General features: G+C 55.8%; 19 protein-coding genes and 1 pseudogene. 3 read left to right on the forward strand and 17 right to left on the reverse strand.

Annotated elements, in window-relative coordinates; genetic code table 11:
• Positions 1 to 648 precede the first annotated feature (648 nt).
• Entirely contained in the window at positions 649 to 2,643 is a 1,995-nt protein-coding gene (locus EBA31_RS08585; protein ID WP_020826185.1) for a choline BCCT transporter BetT, read from the reverse strand.
• Between the two features lie 477 nt (positions 2,644 to 3,120).
• On the opposite strand from EBA31_RS08585, the gene EBA31_RS08590 reads away from it, so the two are divergent.
• Positions 3,121 to 3,336 carry a hypothetical protein gene (locus tag EBA31_RS08590; RefSeq protein ID WP_020826186.1) on the forward strand — a complete coding sequence of 72 codons (216 nt, stop codon included), beginning with the start codon at positions 3,121 to 3,123 and terminating at the stop codon, positions 3,334 to 3,336.
• A 96-nt stretch (positions 3,337 to 3,432) separates the two neighbouring features.
• Here the strand turns inward: EBA31_RS08590 and EBA31_RS08595 are convergent, their stop codons facing one another.
• The 8 genes and pseudogenes from EBA31_RS08595 to EBA31_RS08630 all read right to left on the reverse strand — a co-directional run bounded on the left by EBA31_RS08595 (position 3,433) and on the right by EBA31_RS08630 (position 11,877).
• The gene (locus EBA31_RS08595) at positions 3,433 to 4,842 is read right to left on the reverse strand and encodes a cytochrome c (protein ID WP_122078370.1); all 1,410 of its coding nucleotides are present in this window, start codon (positions 4,840 to 4,842) and stop codon (positions 3,433 to 3,435) included.
• The gene (locus EBA31_RS08600) at positions 4,839 to 6,494 is read right to left on the reverse strand and encodes a GMC family oxidoreductase (RefSeq protein ID WP_046373969.1); all 1,656 of its coding nucleotides are present in this window, start codon (positions 6,492 to 6,494) and stop codon (positions 4,839 to 4,841) included. The genes EBA31_RS08595 and EBA31_RS08600 overlap by 4 nt, the downstream gene beginning before the upstream one ends.
• Positions 6,495 to 6,509: 15 nt before the next feature.
• Positions 6,510 to 7,070 carry a sorbitol dehydrogenase family protein gene (locus EBA31_RS08605; protein WP_122078372.1) on the reverse strand — a complete coding sequence of 187 codons (561 nt, stop codon included), beginning with the start codon at positions 7,068 to 7,070 and terminating at the stop codon, positions 6,510 to 6,512.
• A 409-nt stretch (positions 7,071 to 7,479) separates the two neighbouring features.
• Positions 7,480 to 8,277: a DNA/RNA non-specific endonuclease gene (locus EBA31_RS08610; protein WP_044549633.1), complete on the reverse strand. Its 798-nt coding sequence runs from the start codon at positions 8,275 to 8,277 to the stop codon at positions 7,480 to 7,482.
• 165 nt (positions 8,278 to 8,442) lie between these two features.
• Positions 8,443 to 9,903, reverse strand: coding sequence for a TrkH family potassium uptake protein (locus tag EBA31_RS08615; RefSeq protein ID WP_020826191.1), 1,461 nt, complete (start codon positions 9,901 to 9,903; stop codon positions 8,443 to 8,445).
• A gap of 139 nt (positions 9,904 to 10,042) precedes the next feature.
• Positions 10,043 to 10,353, reverse strand: a pseudogene (locus EBA31_RS08620) (hypothetical protein).
• A gap of 229 nt (positions 10,354 to 10,582) precedes the next feature.
• Complete coding sequence (wrbA, locus tag EBA31_RS08625; protein WP_115059229.1) at positions 10,583 to 11,182, reverse strand: NAD(P)H:quinone oxidoreductase; 600 nt, start codon at positions 11,180 to 11,182, stop codon at positions 10,583 to 10,585.
• A gap of 77 nt (positions 11,183 to 11,259) precedes the next feature.
• The gene (locus EBA31_RS08630) at positions 11,260 to 11,877 is read right to left on the reverse strand and encodes a LysE family transporter (protein WP_122078374.1); all 618 of its coding nucleotides are present in this window, start codon (positions 11,875 to 11,877) and stop codon (positions 11,260 to 11,262) included.
• A 68-nt stretch (positions 11,878 to 11,945) separates the two neighbouring features.
• Between EBA31_RS08630 and EBA31_RS08635 the strand changes: the two genes are divergently transcribed.
• The gene (locus EBA31_RS08635) at positions 11,946 to 12,869 is read left to right on the forward strand and encodes a LysR family transcriptional regulator (protein WP_122078375.1); all 924 of its coding nucleotides are present in this window, start codon (positions 11,946 to 11,948) and stop codon (positions 12,867 to 12,869) included.
• Here EBA31_RS08635 and EBA31_RS08640 read toward each other — a convergent pair.
• Together EBA31_RS08640 and EBA31_RS08645 are read right to left on the reverse strand one after the other, a co-directional pair.
• Positions 12,853 to 13,323 carry a helix-turn-helix domain-containing protein gene (locus EBA31_RS08640; RefSeq protein ID WP_020826196.1) on the reverse strand — a complete coding sequence of 157 codons (471 nt, stop codon included), beginning with the start codon at positions 13,321 to 13,323 and terminating at the stop codon, positions 12,853 to 12,855. The genes EBA31_RS08635 and EBA31_RS08640 overlap by 17 nt on opposite strands.
• Before the next feature lie 119 nt (positions 13,324 to 13,442).
• Positions 13,443 to 14,018 (reverse strand): helix-turn-helix domain-containing protein, encoded by a 576-nt coding sequence (locus tag EBA31_RS08645; protein ID WP_020826197.1) that lies wholly within the window; start codon positions 14,016 to 14,018, stop codon positions 13,443 to 13,445.
• 67 nt (positions 14,019 to 14,085) lie between these two features.
• On the opposite strand from EBA31_RS08645, the gene EBA31_RS08650 reads away from it, so the two are divergent.
• Complete coding sequence (locus tag EBA31_RS08650; RefSeq protein WP_122078377.1) at positions 14,086 to 15,000, forward strand: DMT family transporter; 915 nt, start codon at positions 14,086 to 14,088, stop codon at positions 14,998 to 15,000.
• Positions 15,001 to 15,024: 24 nt separating this feature from the next.
• Here the strand turns inward: EBA31_RS08650 and rutG are convergent, their stop codons facing one another.
• From rutG to rutA, 6 genes are all read right to left on the reverse strand, one after another.
• Positions 15,025 to 16,344: a pyrimidine utilization transport protein G gene (gene rutG / locus EBA31_RS08655; RefSeq protein ID WP_122078379.1), complete on the reverse strand. Its 1,320-nt coding sequence runs from the start codon at positions 16,342 to 16,344 to the stop codon at positions 15,025 to 15,027.
• 66 nt (positions 16,345 to 16,410) lie between these two features.
• Positions 16,411 to 16,938 carry an NADH-dependent FMN reductase RutF gene (gene rutF, locus EBA31_RS08660; RefSeq protein ID WP_020826200.1) on the reverse strand — a complete coding sequence of 176 codons (528 nt, stop codon included), beginning with the start codon at positions 16,936 to 16,938 and terminating at the stop codon, positions 16,411 to 16,413.
• Between the two features lie 14 nt (positions 16,939 to 16,952).
• Complete coding sequence (gene rutD / locus EBA31_RS08665) at positions 16,953 to 17,756, reverse strand: pyrimidine utilization protein D (RefSeq protein WP_115059216.1); 804 nt, start codon at positions 17,754 to 17,756, stop codon at positions 16,953 to 16,955.
• A gap of 17 nt (positions 17,757 to 17,773) precedes the next feature.
• Positions 17,774 to 18,160, reverse strand: a complete 387-nt coding sequence (rutC, locus tag EBA31_RS08670) for a pyrimidine utilization protein C (RefSeq protein WP_122078381.1) — start codon at positions 18,158 to 18,160, stop codon at positions 17,774 to 17,776.
• Positions 18,161 to 18,206: 46 nt separating this feature from the next.
• Positions 18,207 to 18,953 (reverse strand): pyrimidine utilization protein B, encoded by a 747-nt coding sequence (gene rutB, locus EBA31_RS08675; RefSeq protein WP_020826203.1) that lies wholly within the window; start codon positions 18,951 to 18,953, stop codon positions 18,207 to 18,209.
• Entirely contained in the window at positions 18,953 to 20,053 is a 1,101-nt protein-coding gene (rutA, locus tag EBA31_RS08680; RefSeq protein WP_122078383.1) for a pyrimidine utilization protein A, read from the reverse strand. The genes rutB and rutA overlap by 1 nt, the downstream gene beginning before the upstream one ends.
• Positions 20,054 to 20,231 lie beyond the last annotated feature (178 nt).

Here is a 20,231-nt window from a genome sequence, read left to right on the forward strand (position 1 = left end):
CTGCGTCTGGCGGAAGCTGCTTGCTCTTGTCCACTCGAACCTCAACATAAATTCGCATTATCTCTCATGGAAAATTCAGAGTGCACGGTGCTCACCCTTATAATCAATGAGTTGCAATTGTCATGTTCTGAGTTCGCCTACCTGTAGAACGCAACTGAACCTACTTTGATTCCTCATGACCCCACCCATAGGTCGGTTCAAAATGATAAATATATTCCTTTCCAGTCAACTAGTTAATCGCGTGAACCGACTGAACCTACCGAACCCACCACCTTCTGGTTATATATAGGGAATTTTTTCAGGGAAAATGAATCCATAATCAGGTGTTAAATTGATAACTAAGAATTGTACATGTGATATTTTTTTTCATGTTTTTGAACGGCGATTTTGGGCACATGAGAGTGTTACTCAGATAAGGAAGATCTTCTGTGTATAGTTTGGTGTATAACTATATAAATAGAACTCATTTAAATGCATATATATCAATGTATTAATGGTGTTGTTTTAATCTCTGCTCCTCCGCCATAAATTATGACCCCGTGCTCTCTGAGCGTGGGGTTTTTTATTGGGTTTGAAAGATGGCAATCGCCGCCGTGGACCCATAAAAAAACCGCCCCGGCTGGGACGGTTTGTCTGGCAAAGCAACCACTAACGAACCAAATGCAGGAAGTGCAGGTGCTTCTCGTACTGGTCGAGAATATCGTGAATGATCTGTTCTTGCGTCCAGCCCATCACATCGTAATCCTGGCCCCCTTCCTTCAGATGAACCTCACCGCGATAGTATTTATGTTCCTCGTCGCGTTCCTCATCTTTCAACCCCGCCAGAGCAAAGGCCGGTTGAATGTAAGCGCGCAGGCGCACTTCATAGACAAAGTTCAGATCTTCCCCTAAATCAACTTCGAAACGGATGCGATCGTCTTGCGAATCGTCAATCGAGGAGGTGGTATTTTGCTTGGCCAGTTCGGCTTCCACCAGCGCCATCGCCGGTTGAACCACTTCACCGACAAAGCGTTTTACCTGAGAACGTTTCGGGAAATAGGCAATATTACGCAAACGCCGCTGCCATGAGATCGGGTTGCGCGCGGCGGTCGGCGCAATCGTGGTCATCATCTGGCTGTCGCGTTTGTAGGCGTCGATACGTAAGGCTTTTAACAACCCGTAGATTGAGACCAGCAGGATCATCGAGAACGGCAGGGCGCTGGCGATAGTCACGGTTTGCAATGCGCTTAAACCGCCGGCAATCAACAACGCAATCGCCACCAGACCCATCAGGGAAGCCCAAAAGATCCGCTGCCATATGGGGGTTTGATCCGAACCGCCCGAAGCCAGCGTATCAACCACCATCGCCCCAGAGTCTGCCGACGTGACGAAGAACACCACGACCATCGCCATGGCGATAAACGACAGAATATTAGAGAACGGGAAGTGCTCCAGGAAGTTGAACAACGCCAGGGCTACGTCGTTTTGCACCGTATTGGCCAGATCGCGCGCCCCTTCGTTCATGATCAAATTAATGGCGCTGTTGCCGAAAACGGTCATCCACAGCAGCGTAAAGCCCGCCGGAACGAACAACACGCCGGTAACGAATTCACGGATGGTACGTCCGCGTGAAACGCGGGCGATAAACATGCCGACGAACGGCGACCAGGATAGCCACCAGCCCCAATACAGCAGTGTCCAGCCTCCCAGCCAGTTGCTGGACTTCGGCTCGTAGGCATACAGGTTAAAGGTTTTATTGACGATATCGGAAAGATAGCCGCCGGTGTTTTCAACAAAGGATTTCAGCAACAGCACGGTCGGGCCGAGCGTACCCACCAGGACCAGCAGCAGCACCGCCAGGCCGAGGTTCAGTTCGGAAAGAATGCGGATGCCCTTATCCAACCCGGAAACCACCGACAGCGTTGCCAGCCCGGTGATCACGACAATCAGAACCACCTGTACCGTTGCATTGATCGGCAAGCCGAACAGGTGATTAAGCCCGGCGTTAACCTGCAACACGCCGTAGCCCAGGGAGGTCGCGACGCCGAATACGGTACCTATTACCGCAAAAATATCGACTGCGTGGCCAATCGGCCCGTATATGCGATCGCCGATGATGGGATAGAGCGCGGAACGCAGCGTCAAGGGCAGGCCATGACGGTAGCTGAAGAACGCCAGGATCAGCGCCACGATGGCATAAATCGCCCAGGCATGCAGGCCCCAGTGGAAGAAGGTTAGGCGCATGGCCTGTTTAGCCGCTTCCACTGTTTCCGGTGTCCCGGTCGGGGGAGAAAGGTAGTGCATCACCGGTTCGGCAACGCCAAAGAACATCAGACCAATGCCCATACCGGCAGAAAACAGCATGGCAAACCAGGAAACATAGCTGAAGTCTGGCTGGGCGTGATCCGGCCCGAGCTTGATATTGCCGTAACGCGATAACCCCAGATAGGTCACGCTCAGCAGGATCAGGGCGACCGCCAGAATGTAAAACCAGCTGGCGTTAGTGAAAATACCCTGTTGCAGCGCCTTGAACTTACGATCGGCTAACTCAGGATAGAAGGCGGCAAAGGCCACCAGGACGATGATTAAAGCGGCAGATATAAAAAATACCGGAGGATTGATATGGCTACGACGTGCCACAATTTCAGTGTCGTTTTGGCTCATAGAATACCTTCTTGCTAGTCCGTTAGGGAATGGGATAGTCCGTTAAAACAACTCCATAAAAAGAGGGGCAAACAGGCTGCCCAAGAAATTAAACTCCGCGAGTATATAGAAAAATCGGGGCAATTTACATTTTTATGGTCAAAAAGGCTGTTTTAAGTGGTTTGGTTAGACGTTTTAGCTATATAAAAACATTGCGATGAGAAAGGGTAATTCACTCTTTTTTCAGGGAAAAACCGGTGCAAAGGATCTTGCATGGCTTTCACTATGACAAAATGCGGGCAAAAACAGGATCAGGCTGCGGGCAGGGTTTCTGAGGCAGTTCAAGGGGGTTTTAGCGGCAGGTAGAGCAGATCATGATAGAAATCCCTATAACAGTGGCCTGAACCCGGAGGGATCTGCCGTTTACTATTGATCCGATCAAGCCAAGGGTTAAAATAGGTCCATTCGCTCGCGTTTAACGCTTTCATGGAGATTAAGATGAGCTGGTATCAAATAGCGTTATGGACCATGATCTTTCTGAAGTCCGGTGCCTTTCTGGTGTTCGTATGGTGGTGGATGTTCAAACGCGCAACCAAGCCTTATGTCCGCCCGCAGGATGTTGTGATTGACGAAACGCCGGATGATGACAATCTGACCATGGAAGAAGTGATGAAGAAACACGGTATTACCCGTGTGGAAAATCAAACGCAATAAGCCCCGTTCTTTTCAGATTCGGTCTGCGAACTATCCCTGTGGAAATGCGGCAATGCCTGCAAGCCGGGGATAGCTCCCCAGCCTGCAGTCATCAATTCAGCGTCGTTTTCTCCCCAACAGCCATGCCATAAAGATCAACGCCACCACCGCAATGCCGATTGCCGGGGCCATATAAGGCTGCAGCATCGCCAGCAGTGGCACCGGGCCACCCAGGCGCAATACGGTTACGTCCGCAGCGCTGACCTTCACTGCGGGATTGCCGTACTGCTGCAGCACATAATTGCTGATAGCGGCGATCTGCTGGTCGTTCAACGGATTGACGTACGACAGCGGGCCAAAGTTCGGCATCAGCACGTGCTGATCGCCCACCTTCCGCTCGACCCCGAACAGTATGGCCGAGATCAGGTTGGCCGGATTGCTTGAACCGGTGGCGGTATTATTGAACAGTGAAGGATAAGCCTGGTTTCTGCTGCCGCTGCCGTCCGGTTGGTGGCAACTGGCGCAGTTGCCGCTGAATAACGCTGCGCCGTCGGTAACGGTGTTGTTGGCATTGGCAGGCTGCAACCCGCGCAGCTGAGGCTCAACGTTCAACGGCTTGCCGAAACTGTCGGCCGGCTGGCTATCCTTGGCATCTCTGACAGGCGCGGTGCTTTTCAGGTAAACGGCGATAGCCGCCAGATCGTCATCGGAAAAATATTGCAGGCTGTTTTCGATGGCTTCCGCCATGCCGCCCGCAGCCTGGTTTTTGCCGACCACCCGACCGGTTTTCAGGTACTGCACCAGTTGCTGGTTGCTCCAGCCGCCGATACCGCTGATCGGGTCTGACGTGATATTGGGAGCGTACCAGCTGCCGACCATGCCACCCGCAAGAGCCTGACTGCTGTCTTCAGCCATCAGCAGGTTGCGCGGGGTATGGCAGGTGTCGCAGTGCCCAGGCCCGTTAACCAGATAAGCCCCCCGGTTCCATTGCTCGCTTTTGGCCGCATCGGGTGCAAATCGGCCGTCTTTGAGAAACAGCAGATTCCAGGCGGCCATGCTAAAGCGCAGGTTGAACGGGAAGGGCAGGTCGGTCAGCGTATTTTTCTGATCGACCGGCTTCACGCCGTGCATAAAGTAGTCATACAGCGCCTTGATGTCCGCATCGCTCAACCTGGTATAAGAGGTATAGGGCATGGCGGGATAGAGGTGGGTGCCATCGGCACGGATCCCGTCCCTGACGGCACGAGCAAACTGCTCTTCGCTATAACTGCCAATGCCCTCCGCGTTTGATGGGGTGATGTTGGTTGCGTAAATCACGCCCATAGGGGAACTGATACCATAGCCGCCGGCAAAGGGAGTACCGCCTTCGGGGTTGGTATGGCAGGCCTGGCAGTCCGAGGAGATAGCAATCTGCTCGCCTTTTTTAATCAACGCCGCACCGCTTAACTCTCCGTTATCCGCCGCCTGCACGGCGCTGCCGCCGAGCAACAGCAGGGATAATAGCGTCAGTTTCGCCTGTTTTTTCATGGTTTCACCGCCAGTGCCCGCGCAATGTCATCGGCGGCCTTGATGCCCAGAGCCGCCATGGTCAAGGTGCTGTTCACCACGCTGGCGGAAGGAATTGCGCCGCCGCCCGGCAACCAAAGGTTGGCATGGTCATGGGTGCGGCAGTTGCCATCGACCACCGAGTCTGCTGGGTTATCGCCCATGATGGTGCCGCCCATTATGTGGTTATTGGCATTCAGGCTGGTGGTGATGTTGAACTCTTCGGCGTCGAACAGTTGGCCGATATGTTCCAATTGCTTATGTGCGGCCTCTGCGCCTTTACGCACGTAATCGCCGACATCGTAGTGGATGTCCGGGCAAGGTAAACCGTGGGCATCCTTGCGGGTTTTACTCAGCGTCAGGCGGTTATTTGGGTCTGGTAACGGTTCCAGGCTGATGGATAAATCGACGCCGTAAGCGGCGCGACGGCGTATTTCGGCATCCAATTCTTTACCGACCAAGCCTTGTTCCAGCGCCTTCTGGGTTGCAGGTACGACCCGGTTGATGTTGTTGAGGATCATCTTATTGGCCGAGTAGTCTTTGCGGAACTCACCGTCACGTGGGCCGACCAGGCAACTGCTCTGTGCCGGGCCACGCCCGAGCCACAGGGGCTCTTTCGCCAGGAAAGTACAGTGAAAACCGGAGTGATCCATCATGTTACGACCGACCTGGTCGGAAGCGTTGGCGATGCCGTTCGGGTTGCGATCGTTGGCCGCCATCAGCAACAGGCGCGGCGTTTCTATGCCGTTACAGGCCAGAGCGAAAGCCTTGGCCGTGGCCTGGTGAGACTGCTTTTTGTTGTCAAGCCAATGCACCGCAGTGACCCGATTTTGTTCATCGGTATCTATCTTGTAGACCACCGCTTCCGCCAGCACCACCGCACCTTTCATTTCAGCACGTTCAACATGATGAATGCCGTTGTACATGGCGCCGATGGGGCAAATGGGCTGGCAGTTGTTGTTACCGCAGCAGGTTGGACGGCCCTTCCACGGGTGGGTACTGCGCCCCTGTGGGATCGGGACTGAACGGTAGCCGTGCGGGTTAACCACTTCGGCAAAACGAATATCGCCATGCGCCCAGGGCACCATATCCATTGGGTAGGGTTTGCTGCGTTCAACCGGCGACTGTTGCTGCGGATCGTTAGGGCCCGCCACGCCAATTTCCTCTTCGGCCCGGCAATAGTACGGCTCAAGTTCATCATAGGAAATCGGCCAGTCGCGGCCAACGCCGTACAGGGTTTTCATTTGGAAATCGCTGGGCAGGTGGCGCCAGCAGGACGCGGCCCAGTGCCAGGTGGTGCCGCCGACGGTACGCAGATACCCTTGCTTGAAGCTGCCTGCGCTCGGGCCGCTCAGGGCGACATAGTTGTTTTCAGGAAAATAGAGCGGAGCAGTGGCGAACTCGGATTGCGGGTACAACCCTTGATAATCGGAGCCGGCGCGGTTATCAAAAGGCATATTGCGCCAGTTTTCTACGGCCTGGGCGCGTTCAATACGCAGGCCTGCTTCCAGCACCAGCACAGAATAACCCTGGCTGACTAATTGATCGGCCATCATGCCGCCCACAATGCCGGAGCCCACGATCACGATATCGGCCGAGGCGTTGCCATCGGCAGTAAATTCAGGTTTTTTCATCAGAAGACTCTCAGATCACAGGGAAGCGTTGACCGCTGGAGGGGGAGCGGTCCACCACAACGGGCCATTGCCGCAGTAGGTGGGAACGATCAGCGCGTCGCTGGCGGGGCGGTACATCAACGCGTCTTTATAGGCAATCAGCTCAGCCGTTTGGCCGTGGCCGACGGTGCCGGTATACCAGGCGGTGATAATGGCGGTCACCAGGGCCTGCAAGCCGGCCTGAATGGCCAGTTGTTGCAGCTGTTTTGCGCTTTGATCCGACTGTAACAGCCCACCAAGCTGCTCAACCTGCGTGGCGAACTGATCATTCTGATTATGTAAGGCCGTAAAAATACGCGCCGACATTCCCTGATCGATGTCCTCATGTTCGCTCAATGTCTGGGATATTTTGAAGAAACGAGCAAACTGCAGAGGGTTGGCCGCCGCGGTATGTTGTTCTGCCAGGCTGAGGAACGGGTAACTGAGCAATGACGTTGCCAGCAGGGTTGAGGCCAGCCCCAGCAGCACTTCCCGTCGACTGAAACCGGTTCCATTTTTGGTCGGTAACTCACCATCGTCTGATAACAAATTTTCCATGTGTTTTTCTCACAAAACAGGTGTTATTGCCAAAGCAGGCAAAAGAGAAGGGGTAAAGAGAGATAAAAAATAATCAACAATGGGATAAATGCATTGTTTACGGTTCTGTATCTAATAATTTGGCGGGATATTAACTTGCCGATAACTTTTCGGCAATAAACTTGCTCAAACGCACTGATAAAAAAGCACAGAAAGAATAAAAAAGACCGGAGGTGTGGCCGCTTGGCGGGAGAGTGAACGGTGCCGTGGCGGGTATTTAAAGATAATTAATGACGGTAAATAACATTATTTCCGCTATTAGGACGGGTTTAAAATGGGGTATTAATAAGTAATGTTTATATTTAAATCACAGACGCCGTCATTATATTGACCAATAAAAACCCGCCGTAGCGGGTTATTGGTCATTATTTTAGCTCTTGCAACCCATCAGTTCTGGCAGCACGCCCGGTTTGGCTTTCAGCGAAGCCTGTACGTCGTCGGGCAGACCAGCCCAAATAATCAGCCCGGTGCGTTTCTCGATTTCATTCACCGTGACGCGATATTGGCAGAAATCGGCATTTTTCGGGGTGTTTTGGTCAAACAGAAACGCCGCATAGTGGTTCACTTCCGGGCTGTTATTGATAAAGATGACCTTCCAGTAAGCGCTGGGAATGGTGTGCGCTTTCTGGGTGCCCGGCAATTTTCCCATATTGCGTTCGTACAGTGGGCCGGTCACGGTATACACCGAACTGATGTCCGCCCGGTCAATCAGCTTGCGTTCCTGATCTTCCAGCCGTGCCCAGGAGCCCTGGTTAAGATCGGCCATCTGCGGGGTGATATTGGAAAGGTAGTTCAGTGATTCCCAGTCAGAGACGCCCGCCAGTGAGGCCAGCGGCGCTTGATGCCCGCGGTCAACTTTCAGCGCCGCGTTGGCACCGGTGTAATCTGCCGGTACCAATGTATCTGCCGGGTTCAGTGCCGGATCGGCCTTCCAGTTACGGGTTTTCCCGCTGGCCGGCGTGTCTTTGGTGATGTGATAAGCCACCCAGTTGGCGAACTTGGTGGTGCTGTTGTTGTTCAGCGTATAAGCATGGCGGACGATGGACACGTTACTGCTGCCACCGGTGGGGCAACCGACCGCGCAGTTGTCGATAGATTCCAATGCCTCGGCGGAAGCCTGGGCGGTAAACAGGACGGTTACCAGAGCTAACATCTTGTTAAAACGCATATTCATATCCTCAATAAGTTATAATAATACTGTATGTATTTACAGTACTTGTAACTTATCGCAGTGAAACGAATACAACAATGCAACACATTCATGTTACGAATGTGTCAGCATTGGTACAGCAAGGTGGATTAAAACAGCCTGTAAATGGCGGGCTACAAAGCCTTAAAAACGCCAAAAGGCACGCGAGCACAATATCAGCATGGGGTAGATCTCAAGGCGGCCGAGCAGCATCGCCGCGCACATCAACCATTTCGCCGCATCGCTGAGCGTGCCAAACCCCGCGGCAGTTTCGCCGAAGCCCAACCCCATGTTATTGATGCAGGCGGCCACGGTGGCGAAAGAGGTCACCAGATCATAGCCCATCAGGTTCAGCAGCCAGATGAAGAAGCAGCTGAAAAAAACGTACAGAAAGAAAAAGCTCCAGACCGACCGTAACACCCGATCGTGAATCGGCGCGTTGCCGACCTTGATGGTGTAAACGGCATTGGGATGCACCAACTGGTTGATCTCATGCCGGCTTTGTTTGTACATGATCAGAAAACGCAGCGCCTTGATGCCGCCGCAGGTGGAGCCCACGCAGCCACCGAAAAAGCTCGCCGCCAATAACAACATAATGGTGTGAGAAGGCATTTTGGCATAGTCGGCGGTGGCCAAGCCGTTATCGGTCATCATCGAACTGGTGAGAAAGAAGCCATGCACGAAGGAGTCCTTGGCGCCGTACATGCCGGAACGGTAAAGCTCGAGGCAAACAATCGCCACGATAATCGACAGCACCAGCAGGAAGAAGCGCAGCTCCGGGTTTTTATACAATGGTTTCAGGCTGCGGCGGCCTACGGCAACGAAATACAGGGTGAAGTTTACCGCCGCCAGAATGGAGAAAATACCGCCGACCATTTCGACCGCCGAGCTGTCGTAATAGCCCAGACTCTCGTTGCGGGTGGAAAATCCCCCGAGCGATACGGTGGAAATCCCATGGCAAAGGGCATCGAACCACGGCATGCCGGCAATGCGGAAAGCCACCGTACAGGCCAGCCCCAGACCGAGATAGATCAGCCACAGGTTTTTCGAGGTATCGGCCAGCCGTGGCGTCAGTCGTTCTTCTTTGAATGGTCCGGGCATTTCCGACTGATAAAGCTTGGCGCCACCGATACCCAGCAGCGGCAGCACGGCCACGGCTAACACAATGACGCCGAGGCCGCCGATAAAGTTGAGCTGGGAACGGTAGTAGAGAAAGGATTTAGGTATGCCCGAGACATCGTTAAGTACCGAAGCGCCGGTGGTGGTAATGCCGGACACGCCTTCGAACATCGCGTCCGTCAGGCTGACGTTCAGCGTGTCATCGAGCCACAGCGGCAGGGCGCTGATCATCGAAAACAGCAGCCAGAACATGACGATAATCAGAAAACCGTCCTGGGTACGCAATTGTACTTTGGCCTGACGGGTGCTGAACCAGCCTAACCCACCGAGCGATCCGGCAATCACCAGGGTATAGAAAAAGGAGAAAACGCTTTTTTCTTTATAGAGCAGCGCCACCAGCAGGGGCGGGATCATTGACAGGCTGTAAAGGAAAACTAAAAAACTGCAAAGATGAATAACGACCAATATCTGCTTATTCTTGACCATAATACTTGCGCCCGAGTTGCCTGACGGCAATGAGTCAATTTATTCTTTAAGCCTGAAAGAATAAGGCAGGCGATATAAAAATAACGTAAAAATTCATATCGCCTGAAAGGGTTGGCACGTTTTTTAATCGCAATGGCGATTATTCCAACAGGGTGTTTACGGTGCGACGCACGTATTGCGTCATTTGCGCCAGATCCTCGGGGACACCGGCCCACCGCCGGCACGTACCACCTGCTGTTCTATTTGAGCAATTTCCTGCTCGACCTTATTGGCAATCTGTACCTTGACGATCTTATCCACCGACGAGAGCAGCACCTTCAACACCACTTTCAGCGCCACATTCTCGCAGAACGAATCGTAGTGATGAACCGCAGGCGGTGCTGCGGGGGGCTCGGGTGCGCGCGGGGCCATAGCCTTGAAACTGTCTACATTTTCAATAATAAGATCCATGTCTCTTATTAGTTCATCAAAATCTTTAGACACTGACTTATTTCCCTTCGCTATGCGCAAAAACAGAACGCCCGTCATCAGGGCAAAGGCCGGTGATTGGCGGGCAGAACGAATTTCGACCGTGACGTTCAGGTAGTGAATGGCAGGCTGAGCGGCATTTTAACCTTGCCGGGGGTTGGCAACAAGATGGGGCCGCAGGAATCCGCGGCCCCATCGGTCAGGTGATAGCTTAACTTTTCAGCTTGGCGGTGATTTTCGCTACGTGTTCACCCTGGAAGCGGGCAATGGCCAGCTCTTCCGCACTGGGCTGGCGCGAACCGTCGCCACCGGCAATGGTGGTTGCTCCGTAAGGGGTGCCGCCGCGGGTTTGTGAAACGTCAAACAGCTCGGGTGCTCCGTAACCGATAGGCACAATAATGAAACCGTGGTGCGCCAGCGTGGTCCAGGTTGAGCTGATGGTGTGCTCCTGACCACCGCCGGTACCGGTGGAAGAGAATACGCTGCCTACCTTGCCGTACAGCGCGCCGGAAGCCCAGAGCCCGCCGGTTTGATCGAGGAAGGTCCGCATTTGGCCCGCCATGTTGCCAAAGCGGGTTGGGGTACCGAAGATGATGCCGTCGTAATCGGCCAGTTCCTGCGGGCTGGCGACAGGAGCCTGTTGATCTTGCTTGCCGCCGGCTTTGGCAAAGGCTTCTGCCGGCATGGTTTCCGGCACGCGTTTTAGGGTGACTTCTACGCCACTGACCTTGCGTGCGCCTTCCGCTACCGCGTTCGCCAGGGTTTCAATATGTCCGTACATTGAGTAATACAGCACCAAAATTTTCGCCATGTTCCGTTCTCCGCTGTGGTGGATGAAAGAGATGCTTCCTAAGCATAGGAGTGAATGCGGAACTTGGCCTTGTGGCCTTATCTCATCCCGGCTATCGCCAGCAGCGCACCGAAGGTAATCAGCAGGCCACCGAATACCCTGTCTATGCCTTTACGCAGGCGCAGCAGTCGCGCATTGATGCCCGGCGCGGAAAACAGCAGCGCAACGGCGCTGAACCACAGGATATGGGCCAGGGCGATAAACAAGCCGTAGCCGATTTGCACCGCCAACGACGTCTGTGGATTAACCACCTGCATAAACAGGCTGACGACAAAAATGGTGGTTTTCGGGTTCAGCGCATTGGTTAAGAAGCCGGTTTTCAGCGCGGCGAAATCGCTGGCGGCGGTGGGGGGCGCGCCGGCAGAAACCGGGGCAGCACCGGCATTACGCAGCATGCTGACACCCAGGTAAATCAGATAGGCAGCGCCAATCATCTTCAACAGGGTGAATAGCCACAGCGATTGCTGGATCAGCACGCCGACGCCGATCAGGGTGTAGCTCACGTGGATCAACACCCCGGCGCCAATGCCGCAAGCGGTCACCACGCCGGCACGACGGGAAAGCAACAGGCTGTTGCGCGACACCATGGCGAAATCAGGCCCTGGGCTAATGACGGCAAGTAAAGTGATGGTGACGACAGCGATGAGTTCGGTCATAGTAATCCTGTAGATGAATCAGAAGAGAGTGGCTGATTTATAAAGGGAATGGCCAACGGTGACAAACGATGAAAACTGACGATTTCGGTGAGAAAAACTCACGCAAAATAAGCCGACCACTGTCATTGGGCGGATTGCGATGCTTTGAAGCGGCGGCCAGGCTGGAAAGTTTCACCCAGGCGGCGAACAGTTTAAACCTGACGCACGGGGCGGTGAGTCGTGCGGTCAGGGCGCTGGAGGATGAGCTGGGTATTGCGTTGTTTGAACGTCGTCATCGGCGGGTGTATCTGACGGCCGCCGGGCGGATGTTGTTTCAGGCGTCGCAGCAGGCATTCGGCATCCTGGAGCAGACTGCGCAACAACTGCGGCAGCAGGCACAGGACGCACCGCTGGTATTGTCCTGTGAGCCGACGCTATTGATGCGTTGGCTGATACCCCGCCTGCCTGCGTTTCAGTTGGCGCACCCGGACATCCATCTGCAGTTGGTCGCGGGCGGCGGGCCATTTTCGTTTCACGACGGCATCAGCGCCGCCCTACGGCGCAACGATTTTGACTGGGGCGATAAGCTGCACAGCCAGTGGCTGTTCAACGAGCAAGTCGGGCCGGTATGCAAGCCAGAAATGCTGCCGCGTTTTATCGCTCTCCACGCGGGTCAGCCGCAGTTGAGCCGCGATGCGGTGCTGTTACATTCGGCCACCCGGCCTGATGCCTGGCGGCATTGGGCTCAGCAGCAGAGTGTGTCGCTGGAAGGCTGTCCAGAGCAGCGTTTCGATCACTTTTACTTCAGTTTGCAGGCGGCGGTGGCGGGGATAGGCGTCGCTATCGGCCCTTGGCAGCAGGTGCGGGATGATGTGGCCGGTGGGCTACTGAGCGCCCCCTTTGGTTTTACGTCGGACGGTAGCGGTTATTGTCTGCTGACGCCGCAAGAAATCAGGCCGGGCAGCGCGCTGGCCCGGCTGGCTGACTGGCTGAAACTCAGTGCAGGCGCTTGAGCTTTTGCTCCAGGCGCTGGCGTTGCCAACGGCTGAAGAAGTCGCGTAACAGCAGGGTGCGCGTCGCGCGCATAATCACCGCGATACTCATGCCGGCCATGGCCCACAGCGACCACAGATATTGCGGATGAGTAAACCAGTTAATGGCGAACAACAGCACTGCGATAAATGCGAACCTCACTATCATGCGCAGCAGCCTGCCTTCTTCCTCCACCTGTCGGCGAATCGCCTGCTCGGCCTGGCTGCTGTCGCTGTTTTCCTGTTGCGGCGGCTGGTTGAGATCGCCAATCTGTAACTCCAGCGCCGCGGCTATCGCGGTCAGGGTTTCCAGGCTGGCCTGCTCGCCATTTTCAAGGCGCTGAACGGTACGGGTGCTAAGCCCGGCAATGCTGGCCAATTGTTCCTGAGACCAGCCTTTTTCCAGCCGTAATTGCCGGATGCGGTAAGTTTGCATTGCACGCTCCAAAAATGAACCTTCATTGAGGCCAAGTGTAGGAGTTGAGGCCGTTGACCGCCACGACAGGCGCATGACATCTGTACGACAGCCAGGTGACAACCCGCTGAGTATGCGGGTTAGAAGGTGACGTTGCGGATAAAGCGCAGCGGAAAATCGGTGCGGTTGGCGTAGGCATAGTGCTGATCGCTGTTGAACACCTGGGTTTGGCCGGCGTCCAGCGTCAGGGTTTGCTGTTCCAGCACCAGCGTCAGGCTGCCGGTAATCACGTAGATTATTTCACTCCAGCCTTCGGCATCCGGCACAGAATCGTAGTGCTCGCCGGGCATCAGCGTCCATTCCCAAAGCTCAACCCGCTGACGAGCAGGCACGCTGGCGGCAAACAGAGCCTGACTTGCCGGCTGTACGCCTTGCCATGCCAATTCGCCGACCAAATGGCTGCCGCGCGCTTCGGGAGCCTGGATCAGATCGGTGAAGGCGATATTCAATGCTTCGGCCAATTTGTCCAACACCGCCAGGCTGACGTTGCGGTCACCGGCCTCGATGCCGGCCAGCATGCGGCGGCTGACGCCGGATTTTTCCGCCAGCATCACCTGGCTTAGCCCCGCCTGCTGGCGATAGCCACGCAGGTTGCTGCTCAGGTATTGCAACACCTTGGGCGCTTCATGTTTACCGCTGTTCACCGTATTGCTCATCCCAGGGCTTTACCTCATACTGGCAGGATCTGTGCATTATATTGCACCCAGCAGGAAGGGCAAGCCGGTGTCTGCAGTAAAAAAATCCTCTATTTTCACTTTCATTCCCACGATAAAGCGGCAGGAAGCGGTGCTGATTTTCATCACCATGATCTGGGGCGGAACCTTTCTGGCGGTCCATCTTGCGATGCAGGTCAGCGGGCCGTTCTTCTTCGTGGGTTTGCGCTTCGCTGCGGCTACGCTGGTGCTGACGTTTTTCTCCCTGCGCAGCTTACGCGGATTGACCTGGTACGAGCTGAAAGCGGGCGTGTTTATCGGTATCGCCATCATGTTCGGTTACGGCCTGCAAACCGTGGGGCTGCAAACCATCAGCAGCAGTCAGTCAGCGTTCATCACCGCCATGTATGTGCCGATGGTGCCGTTATTGCAGTGGTTGGTGCTCGGGCGTTTCCCCGGCGTTATGGCCTGGGTCGGCGTGTTATTGGCCTTCAGTGGCCTGATGCTCTTGGCCGCGCCAAGCAGTGCCGATATGGCGCTTAGCATCGGCGAGATCCTGACGTTGATTGGCACGCTGGGCATGGCTGCCGAGATCATTTTGATTGGTGCCTATGCGGGCAAGGTTAACGTTAAGCGGGTGACGGTGGTGCAATTGGCAACGGCCTCGCTGGCGGCGTTTCTGATGATGGTACCGACCGGCGAGTCGGTACCGCCTTACAGCAATTACCTGCTCTACAGCGCAGTCGGTCTGGGGCTGGCCAGCGCCATCATTCAAGTGACGATGAACTGGGCGCAACGAAGCGTTTCGCCGACCCGTGCCACGGTCATTTATGCCGGCGAGCCGGTGTGGGCCGGGCTGGTGGGGCGCATTGCAGGCGAGCGTTTGCCGGGCGTAGCGCTATTGGGTTGCGCGCTGATCGTATTGGGCGTGCTGGTCAGCGAAATGCGTATTCGACGTAAAGCAAAGGCGGCGTTGGTTGAATAAGGCCCGGCAAGCCGGGCCGCGGTGCTAACGGGTAGCGCTGTCTGCCAGTGGCAAGATTTTACGGTTGCGCAATAGCGCATTGAGGATAATGGCACCGAAAGTGGCGGTGCCAATGCCCCCCATGGTGAAGTTGCCGAGGGTCAGGGCAAAGTCCCCTGCACCTAGCACCAGCGTTACCGCTACCATAATCAGGTTGCCGTTATCCCCCAGATCAACCTTGTTTTGCACCCAGATGCGCGCGCCGGCGACGGCAATCAAGCCGAACACCACGATCGAAGCACCACCCAGCACCGGCCGGGGAATAGTGTGGATCAATGCACCGAACTTGGGTGAAAACCCCAGCACAATCGCTACCGCTGCGGCGGCGACAAACACCAGCGTGGAGTAGATTTTGGTGACCGCCATCACCCCGATATTTTCGGCATAGGTCGTCACTCCGGTGCCCCCGACCGAGCCGGAAAGCATTGTCGCCAACCCGTCGCCGACGAAGGCGCGACCGATATAAGGGTCAAGATCCCGGCCGGTCATGCCCGCTACCGCTTTCACATGCCCGAGGTTTTCCGCCACCAAAATGATCGCTACCGGGGCAATCAGCAGCATGGCATGCAGGTTAAATACCGGGGCGGTGAATTGCGGCAGACCGAACCAAGGGGCCTGGCTCAGTGCGCTGTAATCTACCGGTTTGCCGAGGCCAAAACCGTTGGTCGCCACGACGTAAATCAAATAGGCGGCGATCAGGCCAACCAGGATCAGCAACCGCTGCATCAGCCCGCGGGTAAAAACCGCCACCGAACTGATACACAAGATAGTGACCACCGCCATCCAACTGTCAAAATGGGAGGCTGAAACGCTGCGCACCGCAATGGGCGCCAGGTTGAGGCCAATAGCCATGACCACCGCCCCTGTCACTACCGGCGGCATCAGCCGCTCTATCCAACGGGTGCCAACGCTCATCACCACGAAACCGATCAGCAGATACACCAGCCCGCAGGCGATGATGCCACCGAGCGCCAGGGCAATATTGGGGTTGGCGCCCTGGCCGCTGTAACCGGTCAGGGTGATGACCAGCCCGACAAATGCCGCGCTCGAGCCGAGATAGCTCGGTACCCGACCGCCGACCACCAGAAAAAACAGCAGCGTGCCGATACCGGACATCAGAATGGCCAGATTGGCGTCAAAGCCCATCAGCAAAGGCATCAGTACCGTAGCACCAAACATCGCCACCGCATGCTGCAAACCCATCACCAACGTCTGGGTCACTGGCAGCCGTTCATCGGGCGCAACAACCGCACCGTCCAGATTGCCTTGCTTCATCCGCCATTGGGGAAACCAGGTATTCGCCATCGTCATCTCCAAAATATTGAGGTGCAGGTTAGGGTTACAGATGCGAGCGTTGCGGCTACGCGCCGATCATTGTTTCAACAGCGAGTGATAACGCCGGTCAAAATAGGCCAGGCCGTGGCTGTGGTCATTACGCGCCAATGCCACCGCCTGACAGAACAGAATGTCGTGGGTGCCGACGCTGACAATCTGGCTGATTTGGCAATCGAAAGAAGCCAGCGCGCCGTGCAAAATCGGGGCGCCGGTCACCAGCGTAGACCAGCGAGCGGCGGAGAATCGCATGTCCATCGGCGTTTTGCCGCCGAACAGATTCGACAGCGATTCGTGCTCTGCCGCCAGCGTATTGACGCACAGCGTTTGGTTTTGCTTGAACACCGCATACACCGACGCCGAGCGGTTCAGGCACACCAGCAACGTGGGGGGCGTGTCGGTGACGCTGCATACCGCAGAGGCGGTAAAACCGGCGCGGCCTGCGGGGCCGTCGGTGGTAATGATATTCACCGCCGATCCCAGGCGGGCCATGGCATCGCGGAAGTCTTGTTTTTCTACGTACGCTGGTTGCAGCGGTGCATCGGCAAACCCTGTTTGGCTTTGCATAAGGTATCTCCGGGCTAGAGGGCGAGGCTGCTGCTGGCGTTCGGCGTTTTCAATAGCCAGTCCAGCAGGGTGCGGTTGAAAGTTTCGCTGTCGGTCACGCTCATCGCGTGGCCGCCGTAGGTCATCTGCGCCAGCTCGCCGTTGGGCAGGCTTTCCGCCAACTGATGCGAACAGAGATAGGGCACCAGCAGATCGTCGCGAGCGCACAAGGCCAGGGTTGGTGTGGTGATGTCCGCCAGGTGAGGGCGGAAATCGGTATTGATCAATGCATTCAGGCGGCGCAGCAGGTTTTCTGTGCCCTGAAAATGCGCGGTTTGGTGCTGCAACTCTTCACCTAGCAAGGCTTCGTGCTGCGATAGCCAGTCGGCGGGGAACAAAAACAGCGGCTGGGCGCGCACATAGGCTTCAACGCCGCTGTTAAGCAGCAGATCCTGTCGGACGTGGAAGCAGCGCCGGGTCTGGCTGTCCAGCGCCGGCCAGCCGTTGACCACCACCAGTTTTTCCAGCAACTGCGGCTGGGTGAGCGCCAGTTGCAGGCCAATCATGCCGCCCAGTGCGTGGCCGACGAAATAACAGCGTTCGATACTGAACGAACGCAGCAGTTGCGCTACTTCATCCGCCATATCGGCCATGCTATAGCCGTCCGGTACCACGCCTTTGCTGCGGCCGGTGCCATAGTGATCATAAATTACCACCCGGAAATGCCGGGTTAGCGCGTCAATCTGCGGTTGCCAGAAGCTACCCGAGCCACCGAGGCCTGCGGACAGCACCAGCGTCGGCGCCAGTGGCGTATCTTTTCCCAAAATCTCAAAGTACATGCTCGATCCTCAATGGCTCAGCGGCCGATATGGGCCACTGTGGCGATTTCAATCAATGCGTCCGGCTTCACCAGCCCGCACTGAATGCAGTAGCGGGCCGGTTTATCGCCGGGAAAATACTCGGCATATACCTGATTGATGGCAGCATAGTTTTGCCAGTCGGTGAGAAAGATCGAGTTAAAGGTCACGTCGTCCATGCTTCCACCGGCGGTTTCGATCACGCTTTTGATGGTCTCCAGCACGTGGCGTGTTTGTGCCGCGGCGTCACCGACGTGAACGACGTTATTGTCTTTATCGAAGGCCAGCGTACCCGAGACATACACCACGCCGTCGGCCAGGGTGCCCGGAACAAAGGGAGCCAGCGGTTTGCCGCTGCCCGGTGGAGTGATCACTGTTTTTGGCATTGTCGCGCTCCTGGTGAAGGTTGTTTTGGGTTTAAACAGGCAAAACTCATGCCGTCTGGCTAAGCGGAGCGGCGAGAACGTCACAGAAACTGTCGACGTCCGACACCCAGCCGAAAAAGGTTTCGATGTTGTACAGCGCCGCCTGTTGGGCGAACGCCGGGCCGGCCTGGTGGGTGGCGTCGGCCAGCACAATGCCGAAATACTCGAGGAAAAAGCCGTCGCGCAGCGTGGATTCCACACAAACGTTGGTGGCGATGCCGGTAAACACCAGATGGTGAATGCCGTAAGAGCGCAGCAGGCTGTCGAGCTGGGTGTTGAAAAAGCCGCTGTAGCGCGGTTTCGGCAGCACGATATCGCCAGGCTGTGGTTGCAGTTCATCCACCAGGTCGTAGTCCCAATCGCCTTTGGCCAGCAGCTTGCCCATCAATTCCGGGCGCTGGCGCATGGTTTTCAGCGCGTTGGACTTGTGCCAGTTAGGCGAGCCTTCGCCGCCGGCTTCGACGTACTGATTGTCCCAGCCGTTCTGGAAAAAAATCACCTTAATGCCCGCGGCGCGCGCGGCAGTGATGGCACGCTTGATGTTGGCGATCACCGGGGCGGTGGTCGAAACGTCGAACCCGGCCAGATCCAAATATCCCCCCTGCGAGGCGTAGGCATTTTGCATATCGACCACGATTAATGCGGTTTCCTGCGGCGCAAAGGCGATGGCCTCAGGACGGGCGGGCAGGGTGACCGTCGCTCCGCCTTGCGGTGACTGGCGGCGTACCACCGGTTGGGTTTCAACAATTTTCATCATGCCACCTCACGGCTTGCTGCAGTTTGTGGGCAAACGGCTGCCCGGCTTTTCATCAGGGGTTGAATGCGTTCGCCGAAGTTTTCTACGCCTTGCACGAAGTCGTCGAAGGTCAGCAGCACGCCTTCGGTGCCGGGCACGGTGGCGATTTCATCCATCATGCGCGCCACGTTGGCGTAGGAGCCGACCAGCGTGCCCATGTTGATGTTGACGGCGGAAGTGGGGTCGGCCATTTGGCGCACATTGGTGTCGGCGCCGGATTTAGTGTCTTTGCCGCTCTGCTCGGTGAGCCAGGCCAGGGCTTCGGTATCGGCCCCGGCTTTATAGCTTTCCCATTTGGCGCGGGCAGCCTCGTCGGTTTCATCCGCAATGATCATAAACAGCACGTAGCAGGCCACGCTGCGGCCTTCGGCGTCGGCGGCAGTTTTCAACCGGGCAGCCGTCGGTGCGAAAGCGGTGGGGGTGTTGACGCCTTTGCCGAAGCAGAAGTTGTAGTCGGCGTATTTGGCCGAGAAAGCCATGCCCGCATCGCTTTGACCAGCGCAAATCACCTTGATGTCCGCCTGGGGTTGCGGGCTGACGCGACAGTCGTCCATCTGGAAAAACTCGCCCTTGAAATCGGATTTTCCGGTGCCCCACAGATCGCGCAGCACCCTGACGTATTCCGCCAGATAGTCGTAGCGACGACCAAAGTACTCGTCACCCGGCCACATGCCCATCTGCTCGTACTCCGGTTTCTGCCAGCCGGTCACCACGTTCAGGCCAAAGCGCCCACCGGAAATAGAATCAATGGTGGAAGCCATACGCGCGACGATGGCCGGCGGCATGGTAAGGGTGGCGGCGGTGGCGTAGATCTTGATGCGTGAGGTTACGGCAGCCAGCCCGGCCATCAGGGTGAAGGACTCCAGGTTATGATCCCAGAATTCGGTTTTGCCGCCGAAGCCGCGCAGTTTGATCATCGACAGGGCGAAATCAAAGTTGTAGTGCTCGGCCTTCTGCACGATGGTTTTATTGAGTTCAAACGTTGGTTTGTACTGTGGGGCATTGCTGGAAATCAGCCAGCCGTTGTTGCCGATCGGAATAAATACGCCAATTTTCATTTGAATACCTCGGGTCAGTGAAGGGGACAATCACAGGCTGCTTGCCTGAACCAAAGCAAACCCGATGCCATGTTTTAAAATTGTTTATTTATCAAATTATTATGGTTTATTTGGCGCCCAGTTATTGAGTGGATGGTCCAAAACAGACCATTTGGTCAAAATTATCTGCACAAAAAAC

It is taken from the genome of Serratia sp. P2ACOL2 (assembly GCF_003691565.1).
GTDB classification, from domain to species: Bacteria; Pseudomonadota; Gammaproteobacteria; order Enterobacterales; family Enterobacteriaceae; genus Serratia; species Serratia liquefaciens.